At 62.7% G+C, this 15783-nt stretch carries 15 protein-coding genes; 14 read left to right on the forward strand and 1 reads right to left on the reverse strand.

Annotated features, from left to right (window positions below):
* The 14 genes from K0F86_RS05090 to K0F86_RS05155 all read left to right on the forward strand — a co-directional run.
* Nucleotides 1-443 (forward strand): DUF2059 domain-containing protein (locus tag K0F86_RS05090; RefSeq protein WP_219133268.1); only part of this gene is annotated, 443 nt, incomplete at its 5' end.
* A 27-nt stretch (nucleotides 444-470) separates the two neighbouring features.
* On the forward strand, nucleotides 471-1562 hold the full coding sequence (serC, locus tag K0F86_RS05095) for a 3-phosphoserine/phosphohydroxythreonine transaminase (RefSeq protein WP_219133269.1): 1092 nt from the start codon (nucleotides 471-473) through the stop codon (nucleotides 1560-1562).
* 82 nt (nucleotides 1563-1644) lie between these two features.
* The gene (gene pheA / locus K0F86_RS05100) at nucleotides 1645-2715 is read left to right on the forward strand and encodes a prephenate dehydratase (RefSeq protein WP_219133270.1); all 1071 of its coding nucleotides are present in this window, start codon (nucleotides 1645-1647) and stop codon (nucleotides 2713-2715) included.
* 128 nt (nucleotides 2716-2843) lie between these two features.
* Complete coding sequence (gene hisC / locus K0F86_RS05105) at nucleotides 2844-3950, forward strand: histidinol-phosphate transaminase (protein WP_219133271.1); 1107 nt, start codon at nucleotides 2844-2846, stop codon at nucleotides 3948-3950.
* A gap of 4 nt (nucleotides 3951-3954) precedes the next feature.
* On the forward strand, nucleotides 3955-4863 hold the full coding sequence (locus tag K0F86_RS05110) for a prephenate dehydrogenase/arogenate dehydrogenase family protein (RefSeq protein ID WP_219133272.1): 909 nt from the start codon (nucleotides 3955-3957) through the stop codon (nucleotides 4861-4863).
* 18 nt (nucleotides 4864-4881) lie between these two features.
* Nucleotides 4882-6237 (forward strand): 3-phosphoshikimate 1-carboxyvinyltransferase, encoded by a 1356-nt coding sequence (gene aroA / locus K0F86_RS05115; protein ID WP_219133273.1) that lies wholly within the window; start codon nucleotides 4882-4884, stop codon nucleotides 6235-6237.
* 16 nt (nucleotides 6238-6253) lie between these two features.
* Complete coding sequence (gene cmk / locus K0F86_RS05120) at nucleotides 6254-6922, forward strand: (d)CMP kinase (protein WP_141172085.1); 669 nt, start codon at nucleotides 6254-6256, stop codon at nucleotides 6920-6922.
* Nucleotides 6923-7040: 118 nt separating this feature from the next.
* Nucleotides 7041-8753 carry a 30S ribosomal protein S1 gene (gene rpsA, locus K0F86_RS05125; protein WP_071650172.1) on the forward strand — a complete coding sequence of 571 codons (1713 nt, stop codon included), beginning with the start codon at nucleotides 7041-7043 and terminating at the stop codon, nucleotides 8751-8753.
* A gap of 17 nt (nucleotides 8754-8770) precedes the next feature.
* Nucleotides 8771-9076 (forward strand): integration host factor subunit beta, encoded by a 306-nt coding sequence (locus K0F86_RS05130; RefSeq protein ID WP_008446215.1) that lies wholly within the window; start codon nucleotides 8771-8773, stop codon nucleotides 9074-9076.
* A gap of 242 nt (nucleotides 9077-9318) precedes the next feature.
* Complete coding sequence (locus K0F86_RS05135; RefSeq protein ID WP_076567441.1) at nucleotides 9319-9621, forward strand: lipopolysaccharide assembly LapA domain-containing protein; 303 nt, start codon at nucleotides 9319-9321, stop codon at nucleotides 9619-9621.
* Between the two features lie 46 nt (nucleotides 9622-9667).
* Nucleotides 9668-10843 carry a lipopolysaccharide assembly protein LapB gene (lapB, locus tag K0F86_RS05140; protein ID WP_071078964.1) on the forward strand — a complete coding sequence of 392 codons (1176 nt, stop codon included), beginning with the start codon at nucleotides 9668-9670 and terminating at the stop codon, nucleotides 10841-10843.
* Between the two features lie 90 nt (nucleotides 10844-10933).
* Nucleotides 10934-12301: a UDP-glucose/GDP-mannose dehydrogenase family protein gene (locus K0F86_RS05145; protein WP_219133274.1), complete on the forward strand. Its 1368-nt coding sequence runs from the start codon at nucleotides 10934-10936 to the stop codon at nucleotides 12299-12301.
* Nucleotides 12298-13251 carry a D-glycero-beta-D-manno-heptose-7-phosphate kinase gene (gene rfaE1, locus K0F86_RS05150; protein WP_219133275.1) on the forward strand — a complete coding sequence of 318 codons (954 nt, stop codon included), beginning with the start codon at nucleotides 12298-12300 and terminating at the stop codon, nucleotides 13249-13251. Before K0F86_RS05145 ends, rfaE1 begins: the two co-directional genes overlap by 4 nt.
* A 177-nt stretch (nucleotides 13252-13428) precedes the next feature.
* Nucleotides 13429-13965, forward strand: coding sequence for a helix-hairpin-helix domain-containing protein (locus K0F86_RS05155; protein ID WP_219133276.1), 537 nt, complete (start codon nucleotides 13429-13431; stop codon nucleotides 13963-13965).
* Nucleotides 13966-14083: 118 nt separating this feature from the next.
* Here the strand turns inward: K0F86_RS05155 and K0F86_RS05160 are convergent, their stop codons facing one another.
* Nucleotides 14084-15649 carry a phospholipase D family protein gene (locus tag K0F86_RS05160; RefSeq protein WP_219133277.1) on the reverse strand — a complete coding sequence of 522 codons (1566 nt, stop codon included), beginning with the start codon at nucleotides 15647-15649 and terminating at the stop codon, nucleotides 14084-14086.
* Nucleotides 15650-15783 lie beyond the last annotated feature (134 nt).

Here is a 15783-nt window from a genome sequence, read left to right on the forward strand (position 1 = left end):
TGCTCGACGCGATGCAGTTCCCGCAACTGACGCGCAGCATCTTCGACCAGATGCTGCAATCGGTGCCTGCCATGATTCGCCAGTCGGCGCAGCAGCAAATCAGCAGCAACCCGAAGCTGGACGAGCAGCGCAAGGCGCGCGCGCTGGCCAGCGCCGAGGAGGAAATCCCCGTCGCCATCGCCACCCTGACGCAGGTGCTGGCCGACCCGACCCTGATCGACGAGTTGAGCGCCGAAATGGTGCCCTTGTACGCGCGCTTTTACACGGTGCAGGAAGTCGAGCAGCTGACGGCCTTCTACAAGACGCCGCTGGGCCGCAAGATGCTGGCCACCATGCCGCAACTGTCGGCCGAGTCGATGGCCATCAGCCAGCGCGTGCTGATCCCGCGCGTGAATGCCGTGCTTGACCAGGTCATGCGGGCGGCCACGCAGTCGCCCCAATAAGATTCCCATTTTGCCAAGGACCGTATCGTGACCCATATCTACAATTTTTCAGCCGGCCCCGCCGTCCTGCCCAAGGAAGTGCTGGCGCAAGCGGCCGCCGAAATGCTCGATTGGCATGGCAGTGGCATGTCGGTGATGGAAATGAGCCACCGTGGTCCCGAATTCATCTCCATCTACAAACAGGCGGTAGCCGACCTGCGCGAACTGCTGGCCGTGCCCGAGAACTACAAGATCCTGTTCCTGCAGGGTGGTGGCCTGGGCGAGAACGCCGTCATCCCCATGAACCTGGTGGGCCTGGCCGCGCGGCAGCCGGCCACCATCGACTTCGTGCATACGGGCTCGTGGTCGGGCAAATCGATCCAGGAAGCGGCAAAATATGCCAACGTCAACGTGGCCGCATCGTCCAAGGCCACCCGTTTCACGGGTGTGCCGCCGGTCGCCGAGTGGAAGCTGACGCCGGGCGCCGCCTACCTGCACATCTGCACCAATGAAACCATCGACGGCGTGGAATTCCAGCAGGCGCCAGACGTGCCGGCAGGGACCACCATCGTGGCCGACATGTCCTCGCACATTTTGTCGCGCGTGATCGACGTGTCGCAATACGGCGTGATCTTCGGCGGCGCGCAAAAGAATATCGGTCCGGCCGGCCTGACCCTGGTCATCGTGCGCGAAGACTTGCTGGGCAAGGCGCTGCCGATCTGCCCGTCCGCTTTCGACTGGACCATCGTGGCCGAACATGAGTCGATGTACAACACGCCGCCCACCTACGGCATCTATATCGCCGGCCTGGTTTTCCAGTGGCTCAAACGCCAAGGTGGCGTGGCGGCCATGGAACAGCGTAATATTGACAAAGCGGCGCTGCTGTACGCGGCGCTCGATGCGGACGACTTCTACCAGAACCGGGTCGAACCGGCATACCGCTCGCGCATGACCATCCCGTTCTATTTGCGCGATGAAAGTTTGAACGACGCATTCCTGGCCGGCGCGAAACAGCGCGGCCTGCTGCAACTGAAGGGCCACAAGTCCGTCGGCGGCATGCGTGCATCGATCTATAACGCGATGCCGATCGAGGGCGTGCAAGCCTTAGTGAATTATCTGAACGAGTTTGCCGGACGCTGAGTCGCCTAGACGACCGCGCCGGCCCGCCGCCGGCGCAGGCCGCGCGGCCATGATTGAAGTACAGCTGACGAAACAAACAACCATGACCGATAAATTGAAACCGCTGCGCGAACAGATCGATGCGATCGACGCGCAAATCCTCGAATTGCTGAATCGCCGCGCGCAAATCGCCCAGCAGGTGGGCCACGTGAAGGCCGAGACGCAGGCGCCCGTGTTCCGTCCCGAGCGCGAAGCGCAAGTGCTGCGCGGCGTGGCCGAGCGCAATCCCGGCCCCATGGGCGACCGCGAAGTGCAGACCATCTTCCGCGAAATCATGTCGTCCTGCCGCTCGCTGGAAAAGCGCGTCACCGTGGCGTATCTTGGCCCGGCCGGCACCTTCAGCGAACAGGCCGTGTACCAGCAGTTCGGCAGCGCCGTCGAAGGCTTGCCGTGCGCGTCCATCGACGAAGTGTTCCGCTCCGCCGAGGCGGGAACGGCGGACTTTGGCGTCGTGCCGATCGAGAATTCCTCGGAAGGCGCCGTCAACCGCACCCTGGACATGATGCTGCAGACCAGTCTCATCATCAGCGGTGAAGTCGCCATTGCCGTGCACCACAGCCTGATGACGAAGAGCGGCAACATGGATGGCGTCACGGCCATTTGCGCGCATTCGCAGGCGCTGGCGCAGTGCCAGGTGTGGCTTAACCAGAATTATCCGCACGTCGAGCGTCGCGCCGTGGCCTCGAACGCCGAGGCGGCGCGCCTGGCCGGCGAAGATGGCACGGTGGCGGCCATTGCCAGCGAGCTGGCGGGCGCGCAGTACAAGCTGGGCGTGGTCAAGGGCCATATCCAGGACGACCCGCACAACCGCACGCGCTTCGCCGTCGTGGGCACCTTGCAGACGGCGCCGTCGGGCAAGGACCAGACCTCGCTGGTGCTGGCCGTGCCGAACAAGGCTGGCGCCGTGTACCAGTTGCTCGCGCCCCTGGCGAAACACGGCGTGTCGATGACGCGCTTCGAGTCGCGCCCGGCGCGCATGGGCAGCTGGGAGTATTATTTCTATGTCGATGTGGAAGGCCATGTGCACGACGCCGCCGTCGCCCAGGCGCTGGCCGAGCTGCAGAGCAATGCGGCGTTTTTCAAGGTGCTGGGGTCGTATCCGGTCAGTCTGTGACGCCGACGGTGGTGTCGGATTACGGCCTGCGGCCTAATCCGACCTACAATAAGCCGTAGCTTGGGTTAGCGCAGCGTAACCCAACAACAGCCACCAGCCTAATCATTCACCAACTTTTAAAGAACACCATGTCTAAAAATATCGGTCCAGAATACGTCCGCGCCATCGCCCCTTACCAGAGCGGCAAACCGATCGCGGAAGTCGCGCGCGAATTCGGCCTCGACGAGGCAGCCATCGTCAAGCTGGCGTCGAATGAAAACCCGTACGGCATGCCGGAATCGGCGAAGCAGGCGATGATCGCCGCCATCGATGACCTGGGCCGCTACCCGGACGCCAACGGCTTCGACTTGAAAGCGGTGCTGTCCAAGCGCTACGACGTGCCGGCCGACTGGATCACCCTGGGCAACGGCAGCAACGATATCCTGGAAATCGCCGCGCACGCGTTCGTGCAGCATGGTCAATCCGTCGTCTACTCGCAGTATTCGTTTGCCGTGTACGCGCTGGCCACGCAAGGCCTGGGCGCGCGCCACCTCGTCGTGCCGGCGCAAGCCTACGGCCATGACCTCGACGCCATGGTGGCGGCGATTGCCGACGACACGCGCTTGATCTTCATCGCCAACCCGAACAACCCGACCGGCACTTTCCTGACGGCCGCGCAGCTGGAAGCCTTCCTCAAGAAAGTACCGGCGCACGTCGTCGTCGTGCTGGATGAAGCCTACAACGAATTCCTGTCGGCCGACGAGCAGTACGAATCGACGGCGTGGGTACGCCAGTATCCGAACCTGGTGGTCTCGCGCACCCTGTCGAAGGCCTACGGCCTGGCCGGCCTGCGCATCGGCTTCGCCATCGCCCAGCCGGTGCTGACTGACCTGATGAACCGCATCCGCCAGCCGTTCAATGTCAACTCGCTGGCGCAGGCTGCGGCGATTGCTGCCCTGAACGACAAGGCATTCCTCGAGCAAAGCGCGCGCAACAACGCGGCCGGCTACCAGCAGTTCACCGAAGCGTTCACGCAACTGGGCCTGGAATTCGTGCCGTCGCACGGCAATTTCGTGCTGGTGAAAGTGGGCGACGATGACGAAGCGGGCGCGCGAGTCAACCTGGCGCTGCTCCAGCAGGGCGTGATCGTGCGTCCCGTCGGCAGCTACGGCTTGCCGCAATGGCTGCGCATTTCCATCGGCCTGCCGCAGGAAAACGCCATCTTCATCGCCGCGCTGACGAAAGCGCTGGCCTGACAATATGACGACGCCTGCACTGAAAAAAGTCGTCATCTTCGGCGTAGGCCTGATCGGCGGCTCGTTCGCGCGCGCCTTGAAACACGCGGGCGCGGTCGCCACGGTGGTCGGCATGGGCCGCTCGCCGGCCTCGATGGCGCGCGCGCTCGAACTGGGCATCATCGACGAAATCGGCGGCGACATGGCCGATGCCTTGCTTGGCGCCGACCTGGTGCTGGTCGCCGCGCCCGTGGCGCAGACGGGCGCCATCCTGGCGTCCATCGCGCCGCATCTGCAACCCGGCACCATCGTCACCGACGCGGGCAGCACGAAAAGCGACGTGGTGGCGGCCGCGCGCGCGGCGCTCGGTGGCAAGGTGGCGCAATTCGTGCCCGGCCACCCGATCGCGGGACGCGAGACGAATGGTCCCGATGCGGCCATCATCGATCTGTATCAAGGCAAGAAAGTGGTGCTCACGCCGCTGGCGGAAAATTGTGCCGCCGACGTGGAACGCGTGGCGGCCGCGTGGCGCGCGTGCGGCGCCATCCTGCATACCTTGACACCCGAAGAGCATGACAAGGTGTTTGCCGCCGTCAGCCATCTGCCGCATTTGCTGGCCTTTGCGCTGGTCGACGACATCGCCAACAAGCCGCACGCGGGCCTGCTGTTTCAATATGCGGCCAGCGGCTTTCGCGACTTTACGCGCATCGCCGGCTCATCGCCGGAAATGTGGCGCGACATCAGCCTGGCCAACCAGCCGGCGCTGCTGCACGAACTGGACGCCTACCTGGCGCAGTTGACAACCTTGCGCGCGCACCTGGCCGCGAATGACGGCGCCGCCATCGAGGGCGTGTATGCGAACGCCCAGCACGCGCGCCAGCAATGGATCGAGGCGATTGAAACGGCGGAAATGCCGGCCGCGCCCACACGATAAATACTCAAGGATTCCAGCATGACCCAGACCAAGCACTACCCCCACCATATCGATTTGAAGCCGGTGATGCATGCCGAAGGCACGGTGCGTTTGCCCGGCTCGAAAAGCATTTCCAACCGCGTGCTGCTGCTGGCCGCGCTGGCCAGGGGCACGACGAAGATCATCGATTTGCTCGCCTCCGACGACACCTTCGTCATGCTGACTGCCCTGACGTCGCTGGGCGTCAAATGGACGCAGGATGAATTGACGGGGGACCCTGCCACAGCGCACCAGGTGCATCACGTGGAAGGCTGCGGCGGCGTGTTCCCGCACCACGCGGCGGACCTGTTCATGGGCAACGCCGGCACGGCGATCCGCCCGCTGACGGCGGCGCTGGCCGTGATCGGCGGCGACTACACGCTGCATGGCGTGTCGCGCATGCACGAGCGCCCGATCGGCGACCTGGTCGACGCGCTCAACGCCGTCGGCACGCAGATCGAGTACACGGGCGAGCAGGGCTTCCCGCCGCTGCGCATCCGCCGCGGCCACATCCACGCGCAGCGCATCGCCGTGCGCGGCAACGTGTCGAGCCAGTTTTTGACGGCCCTGTTGATGGTGGCGCCGCTGATGGCGCGCGATCACGCTGTCACCATCGATGTCACGGGCGAATTGATCTCCAAGCCGTACATCGAGATTACCCTGAACCTGATGCGCCGTTTCGGCGTGACGGTCGAGCATGACGGCTGGCAGTCGTTCACCGTGCAGCCGGGCCAGCACTATCAAAGCCCTGGCACGATCCACGTCGAAGGCGACGCGTCGTCGGCCTCGTATTTCCTGGCGGCCGGCGCCATCGGTGGCGGTCCCGTGCGCGTGGAAGGCGTGGGGCGCGACAGCATCCAGGGCGACGTGCGCTTCGTCGAAGCCTTGCAGCAAATGGGCGCCACCATCACCATGGGCGAGAACTGGATCGAGGCGCGCTCGAACGGCGTGCTGAAAGCCGTCGACATGGACTTTAATCACATCCCCGACGCGGCCATGACGATCGCCGTGGCGGCCCTGTACGCGGACGGCACCTCGACCTTGCGCAACATCGCCAGTTGGAGGGTGAAGGAAACGGACCGCCTGACCGCCATGGCAACAGAATTGCGCAAGCTGGGCGCGGAAGTGGAAGAGGGTGCCGACTACCTGCGCGTGACGCCACCGGCCTCAATCGCCGCAGCGACCATCGACACGTATGACGACCACCGCATGGCCATGTGCTTCTCGCTCGCCTCGCTCGATGGCGCCGCCCGCCGCGGCAACGCCATGCGCATCAACGACCCGAAATGCGTGGCCAAGACCTTCCCCGAGTATTTCGCCGCGTTTGCGGGGATTGCCAAAGATACCTTGATTTAATTGATTGTTTAATACTATGTCAACCTCCAACATCCCAGTCATCGCCATCGACGGCCCCACCGCTTCCGGCAAGGGCACGGTGGCCCATCGCGTGGCCGACAAGCTGGGTTTCCATTACCTGGACTCGGGCGCGCTGTACCGTCTCACGGCCTTGAGCGCGCTGCGTCGCGGCACGGACTTGCGCGACGAGCACGCGCTGGCCAAGCTGGCCGAGCATCTGCCCTGCCATTTCGCGGGCGGCGAGATCCTGCTGGCGCAGGAAAACGTCACCGAGCAGATCCGTGCCGAAGAAGTGGGCAACACGGCGTCGAAAATTGCCGTATTGCCAACGGTGCGCCATGCGCTGGTGGGCTTGCAGCTGGGTTTTCGCAAGACGCCTGGCCTGGTGGCCGACGGGCGCGACATGGGCACGGTGATCTTTCCGCATGCCCAATTGAAGGTGTTCCTGACCGCCAGTGTCGAGGCGCGCGCGCAACGGCGCTACAAGCAATTGATAGACAAGGGTTTTTCTGCTAAGATGGAAGACCTTCTGATGGATTTGCAGGCGCGGGACGAACGTGATACTCACCGTGCGATTGCGCCGCTGGTCCCCGCGGAAGGGGCGCATGTCCTCGATACGTCGGAAATGACGGCAGATGTTGCCGTAGAAACCGTGTTGAAATGGTATGCAGCTGCAGCAAAATAGCGTGTTGTTGTGCTATGTGGTGCCCGTTGACGGCTCCTGGCCTGTCCGGGTGTGTCAAAAACCTAACCCAGTTTAAGTCGCGTCGTGCGATCTCTGCTGGATAACCTGTGTGAACCCTATGTCTACTGTTACAACTAACGAATCTACCGGTATGGAAAGTTTTGCTGCGCTCTTCGAGGAATCGTTGTCGCGTCAAGATATGCGCTCCGGCGAAGTTATTTCCGCTGAAGTCGTGCGCCTCGACCACAATTTCGTGATCGTGAACGCTGGCCTCAAATCCGAAGCATTCATCCCTGTCGAAGAATTCAAGAACGACCACGGCGAACTGGAAGTCAAAGTTGGCGACTTCGTTTCCGTGGCGATCGAATCGCTGGAAAATGGTTTCGGCGATACCATCCTGTCGCGCGATAAAGCCAAGCGTCTGGCTTCGTGGCTGGCTCTGGAAAAAGCGATGGAATCGGGCGAAATCGTCGTCGGTACCGTCAATGGTAAAGTCAAAGGCGGTCTGACCGTGTTGACCAACGGCATCCGCGCATTCCTGCCGGGCTCGCTGGTTGATACCCGTCCTGTCAAAGACACCACCCCATTCGAAGGCAAAACCCTCGAATTCAAAGTGATCAAGCTGGATCGCAAGCGTAACAACGTGGTTCTGTCCCGCCGCGCCGTCATCGAAGCTTCGATGGGCGAAGAGCGTCAGAAACTGATGGAAACGCTGAAAGAAGGCACGGTCGTGACCGGCGTCGTCAAAAATATCACCGACTACGGCGCGTTCGTGGATCTGGGCGGTATCGATGGCTTGCTGCACATCACCGACCTGGCATGGCGCCGTGTACGTCACCCGTCGGAAGTCCTGACGGTTGGCCAGGAAATCACCGCCAAAGTCCTGAAATACGATCAAGAGAAAAACCGTGTTTCGCTGGGCGTGAAACAACTGGGCGACGATCCTTGGACCGGTCTGTCCCGTCGTTACCCACAAAGCACCCGTCTGTTCGGTAAAGTAACGAACCTGACCGACTACGGCGCGTTCGTTGAAGTGGAACAGGGTATCGAAGGTCTGGTACACGTTTCCGAAATGGACTGGACGAACAAAAACGTTGCTCCTAACAAAGTTGTCCAACTGGGCGACGAAGTAGAAGTGATGGTTCTGGAAATCGACGAAGAGCGTCGTCGTATCTCGCTGGGTATGAAACAGTGCAAAGCCAACCCTTGGGATGACTTTGGCGTTACCCACAAGAAGGGCGATAAAGTCCGCGGCGCGATCAAATCGATCACCGACTTCGGCGTGTTCATCGGCCTGGCCGGCAACATCGACGGTCTGGTGCACCTGTCCGACCTGTCCTGGACCGAAACCGGCGAAGAAGCCGTGCGTCGCTTCAAGAAAGGTGACGAACTGGAAGCCATCGTTCTGGCCATCGACGTTGAGCGCGAGCGCGTTTCCCTGGGCGTCAAGCAACTGGAAGGTGACCCATTCAACAACTTCGCAGCCATGAACGACAAAGGCTCGCTGGTAACCGGCACCGTTAAATCGGTTGAGCCTAAAGGCGCCGTGATCCAACTGTCCGAAGAAGTTGAAGGCTACCTGCGCGCTTCCGAAATCTCGCGCGACCGCGTTGAAGATGCTGGTACGCACCTGAAAGTCGGCGATACCGTCGAAGCCATGGTGTTGAACATCGACCGCAAAGCCCGTGGTATCCAACTGTCGATCAAAGCGAAAGACAACGTGGAAACCCAGGAAGCCATGCAGAAGATGGCAGCTACCGACAACAACGCAGCTTCGGGCACCACCAGCCTGGGCGCCTTGTTGAAAGCTAAGTTCGATAACAAGAACTAAGACTGCGGATACGGCAGATGACAAAGTCCGAGCTGATCAACCGCCTCGCTGAGCGTTATTCTCAGCTGGTGGCGAAAGATGCGGAGTATGCCGTCAAGACCATTCTCGATGCGATGACCAACGCCCTGGCGACCGGTCAGCGTATCGAGATCCGCGGTTTTGGCAGTTTTGCCCTGAACAGCAGGCCCCCGCGTATCGGCCGCAACCCGAAATCCGGCGACAAAGTGATGGTTCCTGAAAAACGGGTGCCTCACTTCAAACCGGGCAAACAGTTGCGCGAGCGGGTGGACGCGATGGTCGGACAACCGATCATCGAGGATTAATCGTCTGCTGGAAGGCGGAAAATAAAGAGCGGCGTCCTTGGATGCCGCTTTTTTTTGTTAATATGCCGTAGAGCACTAATCAAAGCTGCTGCGCGTTGCGCTTTGCGGCCTGCGATGCTCACCGTACTCAAGTACGGTTGCGCTTCTTGGCCACAACTCACTGCCGCTCGCTACGGTTTGATCAGCACTCTACGTTTGTGCCATGTGGCACGGGCATTTTTTTGTTCTTTCTGGACCTATCGATGAAAATCATCTCCACCATCGTTGGCTGTGTTCTTTTCGTCCTGTTCTTCAGCTTTGCGCTGAAGAATGCGCAGGTTGTCGACCTGCATGTTTTCCTCAATTATGAAATTCGCGGCCCCCTGGTCCTGATGCTGCTGGGCTTTTTTGTCGCCGGCGCCAGCCTGGGCGTATTGGCCCTGACGCCGACCGTGTTCCGTCACCGCCGCGAAGCGAGCAAGCAAAAAACTACCATTGCCGCGCTGCAAACCGTTGGCGTGCCCAGCAATGTCCAGCCGCAACCGGACAGCGTGAGCGCGCAGTAAGCGGCGCCGTCGCTCCTATCTCTCTTACTCGAATAAAAACAATCGCATGGATTTTGAACTCTGGTGGCTCTTGGGTATCCCGGTGTTTTTCGCGCTGGGCTGGATTGCCGCGCGTGTGGACATTCATCAACTGGTGTCCGAATCGCGCAGCCTGCCGCGCAATTACTTCAAGGGCTTGAATTTCCTGCTCAATGAGCAGCACGACAAGGCCATCGATGCCTTCATCGAAGTCGTCAAGCTGGACCCGGAATCGGCCGATATGCACTTTGCGCTGGGCAACCTGTTCCGCCGCCGCGGCGAAACGGAGCGCGCCATCCGCGTGCACCAGAATTTGCTGGCGCGCCCGGACTTGCCGCTGGAGCAGCAGGGCCATGCCGCCTACGAGCTGGGCATGGATTACCTGAAGGCGGGCTTGCTGGACCGGGCCGAGGAAACCTTCAACAGCCTGATCGACACGCAATATGCGGCCCAGGCGCGCCGTGCGCTGCTGGAAATTTACCAGCGCGAAAAGGAATGGCCGCGCGCCATCGAAGCGGCCGTGGGCTTGCAGGAATCGGGCGCCGGTGCGCGCCAGAAGGAAATCGCCCAGTTCTATTGCGAACTGGCGCATGACGCGCTGGTGCACATGAAGCCGGACGAAGCCATGCCGCTGCTGGAAAAAGCCCTGCAGACGGACCGCAAGAGCGTGCGCGCCACCATCCTGACGGGCGACGTGCTGCTGGCGCGCGGCGACGTGGAAGGCGCGCTGACCACCTGGCGCCGCGTGGAGCAGCAAAGCGTGCCGCACGTGGCCCTGGTGGCGCAGCGCCTGATGGATGGCTACACCAAGGTGGGCCGCGCGCAGGAAGGCGTCAACCTGCTGCGTTCCTACCTGGAAGAGGCGTCGTCGATCGACTTGATCGAGGTCGTCTTCAAGGCCGTGATCGAACTCGACGGCGTGGAAGCGGCGAAGCAGCTGGTCAGCGCCGAGCTGCGCCGCACGCCGACCCTGCTGGGCCTGGATAAACTGCTGGAAGCGCGCATGATGGATGCGCCGGCCGCCATCTGGTCCGAGCTGTCGATGGTGAAAAACCTCGTGCACGGCTACACGCAGAAGCTGGCCCGCTACCAGTGCAGCCATTGCGGCTTCAAGGCACGCCAGTTTTACTGGCACTGCCCGGGCTGCAACAAGTGGGAAACCTACCCGCCGCGCCGCACGGAAGAGCTCAACGTCATGAATTAACCCGACACGCCACCTTGCCCCCGTGCAACGTGGCGTGTACTTGTTTGCAGCATCTATATTTACAAATACGTTTACAAATACGGCACAACCATGAAAATCACCATTATCGGCACGGGCTATGTGGGCCTCGTGACGGGCGCCTGCCTGGCGGAGCTGGGCAACGACGTTTTTTGCCTCGACCTGGACGCACAGAAGGTCGCCTTGCTCAACAGCGGCGGCATCCCCATCCATGAACCGGGGCTGGAAGAAGTCGTGGCGCGCAACCGCGCCGCCGGCCGCATGACCTTTTCCACCGATGTCGAGGCAGCCGCCGCGCACGGCGTGATGCAATTCATCGCCGTCGGCACGCCGCCCGATGAAGACGGCTCGGCCGACCTGCAATACGTGCTGGCGGCCGCGCGCGGCATCGGCAAGTACATGACGGACTTCAAGGTCATCGTCGACAAGTCCACCGTGCCCGTCGGCACGGCTGAAAAAGTACGCGCCGCCATCCAGGGCGAACTGGACGCGCGCGGCGTGGCCGCCACGTTCTCGGTGGCGTCGAACCCGGAATTTCTCAAGGAAGGCGCGGCCGTCGAAGATTTCATGCGCCCGGACCGCATCGTCATCGGCGTCGATGCCACGCCGGACGGCGAGCGCGCGCGCGAATTGCTGAAAATCCTGTACGCGCCGTTCAACCGCAACCACGAGCGCACCCACTGGATGGACGTGCGCTCGGCCGAATTCACGAAGTATGCGGCGAACGCCATGCTGGCCACGCGTATTTCCTTCATGAATGAACTGGCGAACCTGGCCGACAAGGTGGGCGTCGATATCGAAGCCGTGCGCCACGGCATCGGTTCCGACCCGCGCATCGGCCACAGCTTCCTGTACGCAGGCTGCGGCTATGGCGGTTCCTGCTTCCCGAAAGACGTGCAGGCGCTCGAGCGCACGGCGCGCGGCTATGGGCAGGAGTTGCTGATCCTGCGTGCCGTCGAAGCCGTCAATGACAGGCAGAAGATGGTGCTGGGCGGCAAAGTGGTCACTCGCTTCGGCGCAGATCTGACGGGCCGGCATTTCGCCGTCTGGGGACTGGCCTTCAAGCCGAACACGGATGACATGCGCGAAGCGTCGGCCCGCGTGCTGCTGGCGGACCTGCTGGCGCGCGGCGCCACGGTGGCCGTGTATGACCCCGTCGCCATGCCCGAGGCACGCCGCGTGCTGCAACTGGACTTGACGCCGGAGCAGTTCGCCAGGGTGCGCTTTGCCGACAGTCCGAAGGATGCGCTGCAGGACGCCGATGCGCTGGTCATCGTGACCGAATGGAAAGCCTTCCGCAGTCCCGATTTCGAACAGGTCAAGGCACGCCTGAAGCAAGCCGTGATCTTTGACGGACGCAACCTGTTCGAGCCGGCCGTCATGGCCGAGGCGGGCATCGAATACCACGGCATCGGCCGCTCGATCCTGACACGCGCATGAGCGCCCACGGGGTGGCAGCCTTGACGGCGCCGGCCGCGCTGGCCCAGGTGCGCATGCTGGTGGTGGGCGATGTGATGCTGGACCGTTACTGGTTCGGCGATGTCAGCCGTATTTCGCCGGAAGCACCGGTGCCCATCGTGCGTATCGAAAAGCGCGAAGAGCGCCTGGGCGGCGCGGCCAACGTGGCGCGCAACGCGGCCGCGCTGGGAGCGAAGACGGGCTTGCTGGGCGTGGTCGGCGACGACGAGGCCGGCAGCCAGGTCGAGCGTCTGCTCGAAGGGGACGGCATCCACAGCTATCTGCAGCGCGACGCGGCCATTTCCACCATCATCAAGCTGCGCGTGATCGGCCGCCAGCAGCAAATGCTGCGCATCGACTTCGAGGATGCACCGAGCGATACGGTGCTGCGCGACAAGCTGGCGCAGTTTAATGCCCTCTTGCCGCATTACGACGTGGTGATTTTGTCGGACTACGCCAAGGGCAGCCTGGTGAACGTGGCCGAGATGATCAAGGCGGCGAGAACGGCCGGCAAGATCGTCATGGTCGACCCGAAAGGCGATGACTTCCGCCGCTATGCGGGAGCGTCAGTGCTCACTCCGAATAAATCGGAACTGCGCCGCGTGGTTGGCAACTGGAGCACGGAAGAGCAATTGACGGAACGCGCGCAGCAGATGCGCGCGCAGCTGGGCCTGGACGCCTTGCTGCTGACCCGTTCCGAAGAGGGCATGAGCCTGTACACGGCCGATGAGGTGCTGCACATGCCGACCGATGCGCGCGAAGTATTCGACGTCTCGGGCGCGGGCGACACGGTGATCGCCACCATGGCGGCCATGCTGGGCGCCGGCATGGGCCTGGGCGACGCCGTGCGTACGGCCAACCGGGCCGGCGGCATCGTCGTCGGCAAGCTGGGCACGGCCACCGTCACCCGCGAAGAGCTGTTCCCGCAATAAATATGCGGCTGTAGTCCGCATTTTGCCTGCGCCGGGCGTTTGATCTGGCGCAGGTTTTCCCGTCCTTCCGCTGTCCCGTCTTGTCAACCATATCACGTCACAGCCGTTAAAGCCCTTGAGGCGCTGTTCCTCCCTTGCGTTCGAGTCATCTTGAAACCACACCACGGAGAGATACCCATGTTCAAAAAAATACTGCTGGCCATCGTCACCCTGATCGCGACGATGGGTTTTGCCTTTGCCCAGGTCGATGTCAACAAGGCGGATCAGGCGGCACTCGACAGCGTCAAGGGCATCGGCCCCGTCACGTCGAAAGCCATCGTCGACGAGCGCACCAAGGGCGGCGCCTTCAAGGATTGGGCCGATTTCGAAAGCCGCGTGAAGGGTATCGGTCCGAAAAGTTCCGTGAAACTGTCGGAAGCGGGCTTGCAGGTGAATGGCCAGGCCAAGTCCGGCGCACCAGCGGCGCCCGCCCCGGCGGCGAAAGCTGCCCCGGTAAAAAAGGAAGCTGCTGTGAAGGAAGTTGCAGCGAAAGAAGCCGCACCGAAGCCGGCTGCTGCGACCGACACCGCTGCGGCGCCAGCCAAGACAGCCGCTGAGACGAAAAAAGAAGCTGCTGCTGCCAAGAAAGAAGCGAAGGCTGCCGCCGCTGCCGCGAAGAAAGAAGCGAAGCTGGCTGCAGCCGATGCGAAGAAGGCTGAAGCCGAGAAAAAGTAAGCGTGTTGCTGTAACGCGTGTTGCGTGGTGGTGCCGCGCAGCACGAGAAGAAAACCCCGCGTGGTACCGGCCGCGCGGGGTTTTTTTTATGCGCCGCCACTTTGCCTTGCCGATGCGCCTACAGTTGCGACTCGATCGGCAGCCAGTGCATCACGGACACCAGCATGCGGCGCCAGAAGCCTGACTCCGGATCGTGCGTCCACACCTTGGCTGGCTGCTCGGTGGCGTCGGACCAGCGCAGGGCGCCGTTGTCGAGGAACAGGCGGTAGCTGGTGTCGCCCGAGGTCGAATGCAGGAACAGCGCGCGCATGTCGGACCCCAGCGCGGCATCGTTGAACAGCACGCCCATTTCCGTGTTCAGCTGGGCCGAGCGGGGATCGAGGTTGAAGGAGCCGACGAAGCCCCGCTGGCCATCGACCACCACGGCCTTGGTATGCAGGCTGGCACGGCTCGAACCCATCAGGCTGATGCGCTTGCGGTGCAGGGTCTTCAATTCATACAGGTCGATGCCGCCGCCCAGCAGCGCTTCGCGATAGCGCGCATAGCCCGCATGCACGAGGGCCACGTCGGTGGCGGCCAGCGAGTTGGTCAGTACACTGACCTTGACGCCGGCGGCGACCTTGTCGGCCAGGCTCTGCGTCAGCGCCGCGCCGGGCACGAAGTAGGGCGAAGTCAGCAGCGCTTCTTCGCGCGCCTCGGTCAGCAAGGGCAGCAAGCTGTGCATCAGCCAGTGCTCGCTGCGCTGCAAACTGGCCACGGGCGCGGCTTTTTCCGGCGGGTCCGACAGCACTTGCACCTGCGCGCTCCAGTGCAGCCGCAGCCGGCCATCGAGGTGGGCCTGCAGCTGGCCCGCATCAGTCAGTTGCCGCAGGTACGGCGAAGCGCCCAGTTCACCCGCGAGCGCGTCGAGGCGGGCGCGCACAGCCTGCAGTTCCGGCGCACCCGCGTTCTTGCCAGTGTGCAAGGCGCCGATGGGGATGACGGCGCGGCTGTTCCAGAAGCGGTCGAAGATGTCGCTCGTCTGCTGCACGGCGGGGCCCACCAGCAGTAAGTCGGCATCCTGGAAATTAACTTGCTCGGCGGCATCAAAATATTCATCGCCGATATTGCGCCCGCCGACCAGGGCCACCCTGCCATCGACGATCCAGGCCTTGTTGTGCATGCGCCGGTTCAGGCTGACGGCGCGCAAGGCCATTTCCACGGCGCGCAACCAGACGCCGTCGCGGTTGCGGCCCGGATTGAAGATGCGCACGTCGATCAGCGGATGGCTGTCGAGCGCGAGGATGGCGGCGTCCTGGCCGCGCGCATTGATATCGTCAAGCAACACGCGCACGCGCACGCCGCGGTCGGCCGCGCGCAGCAGTTCGCGCACCAGCAGGCGGCCCGTGACGTCGTTATGCCAGATGTAGTACTGCAGGTCGATGCTGCGGCCCGCTTCGCGCGCGCTCAGGGCGCGCAGGGCGAACGCTTCCAGGTTGTCGTCGATCAGGGCCGTGCCGCTCTGTTCCGGGCGTTGCGCCAGTTGCGGCGCCAGCACACGGTCGAGCAGGGTGGCGTCGGCCGCCACGGGCAAGGCCGTACCCGGTGCTCCCAGCGACCGTTCGGCGAAGCGCCCGTAGCTGTACAGCGCGGCGATGCTGAGCCCGGCAAACAGGGTGGCCAGCAGCAGCAATTTGACGAGCATGCGGCGCACCGTCAGCGGACCGCACGCAGGCTGCGGCGTGCGGGTGGGAGGGTGGTCTGGCGCATGCGGGTGTCTTTCTTGAGCGGGACGGGAAGTGGCCGATTGTAGCAGTTTCTACAATGCACGATTTTCGG

The organism is Janthinobacterium sp. UMAB-60 (assembly GCF_900095235.1).
GTDB lineage: Bacteria > Pseudomonadota > Gammaproteobacteria > Burkholderiales > Burkholderiaceae_D > Janthinobacterium.